This is a genomic window from Kitasatospora putterlickiae (assembly GCF_039527695.1).
Taxonomy (GTDB): Bacteria; Actinomycetota; Actinomycetes; order Streptomycetales; family Streptomycetaceae; genus Kitasatospora; species Kitasatospora putterlickiae.
On the sequence record NZ_BAAAKJ010000075.1, the window covers coordinates 1 to 780 of the forward strand.

Genomic DNA, 780 nt, shown 5'->3' on the forward strand with positions numbered 1-780 from the left:
CGGTGCCGCCGAACGCGAGCACCGCGCAGAGAACCAGACCCGTCAATCGAGCACGCACAGGAATCGACCCCGTCATCCGATCCGGCGCGCCCCGACGGCCGCCGACCGCCGACACCTTCCCACGCGCGCCCCGCCGCGCCCAGCCCCGCGACCGGACCGCGACCGGCCCGGGACCGGCCCGGAACACACCGGTCACCGAAGGGCGCCGGCCTCAGCCCTCCGGCGGGGAGGCCGGGCCGGCCAGCGCCACCGCGACCAGGGCCCGCAGCGCGGAGGCCACCTGGCCCAGCGGCAGGGTGGCGTCGTCGGCGAACAGCTCCAGCAGCCAGCCGCCCGCCGGGTTCCGGCCGCCGGCCGCGACCATGCCGCGGTAGCCGGAGACCACCAGCATCGCCTCCTCCGCCGGATCGTTGCCCGCCGCGCCCGCGCGCAGCGCGAAGGCGCCGCCGCGCACGGCCCGCCGCGTCATCGGGTAGTGGCGCAGGTCGAAGACGGCGTCCGGGGCCTCGATCTGGGCGCGCTGGGTCTCCGCCCGGGTGCTGCTCGGCCCGCTGGTCATCCGGTAGACGGCGTGCCGCGCGGTGCGCATCAGCTGCGACCCGGGCGGCACGTAGGAGATCCACCAGCCGACCGCGTCCAGCAGCCGGGCCGCGGTCTCGGCCACCACCGCGAGCTTGCCGATGGTGTCGGCCGGGTGCACGGCCCGCGCCGCGCCCTGCTGGTCGAGCGCGGCGAGCACCGCCGTGAGCAGCTGCCCCGGGTCGGCGCTGTGCGCGGCGC

1 pseudogene is annotated in these 780 nt (G+C 78.3%); it reads right to left on the reverse strand.

Going from position 1 to position 780, the window contains the following annotated elements:
* Positions 1 to 211: 211 nt before the first annotated feature.
* Positions 212 to 780, reverse strand: a pseudogene (locus ABD308_RS08675) (sensor domain-containing diguanylate cyclase); the annotation flags it as partial.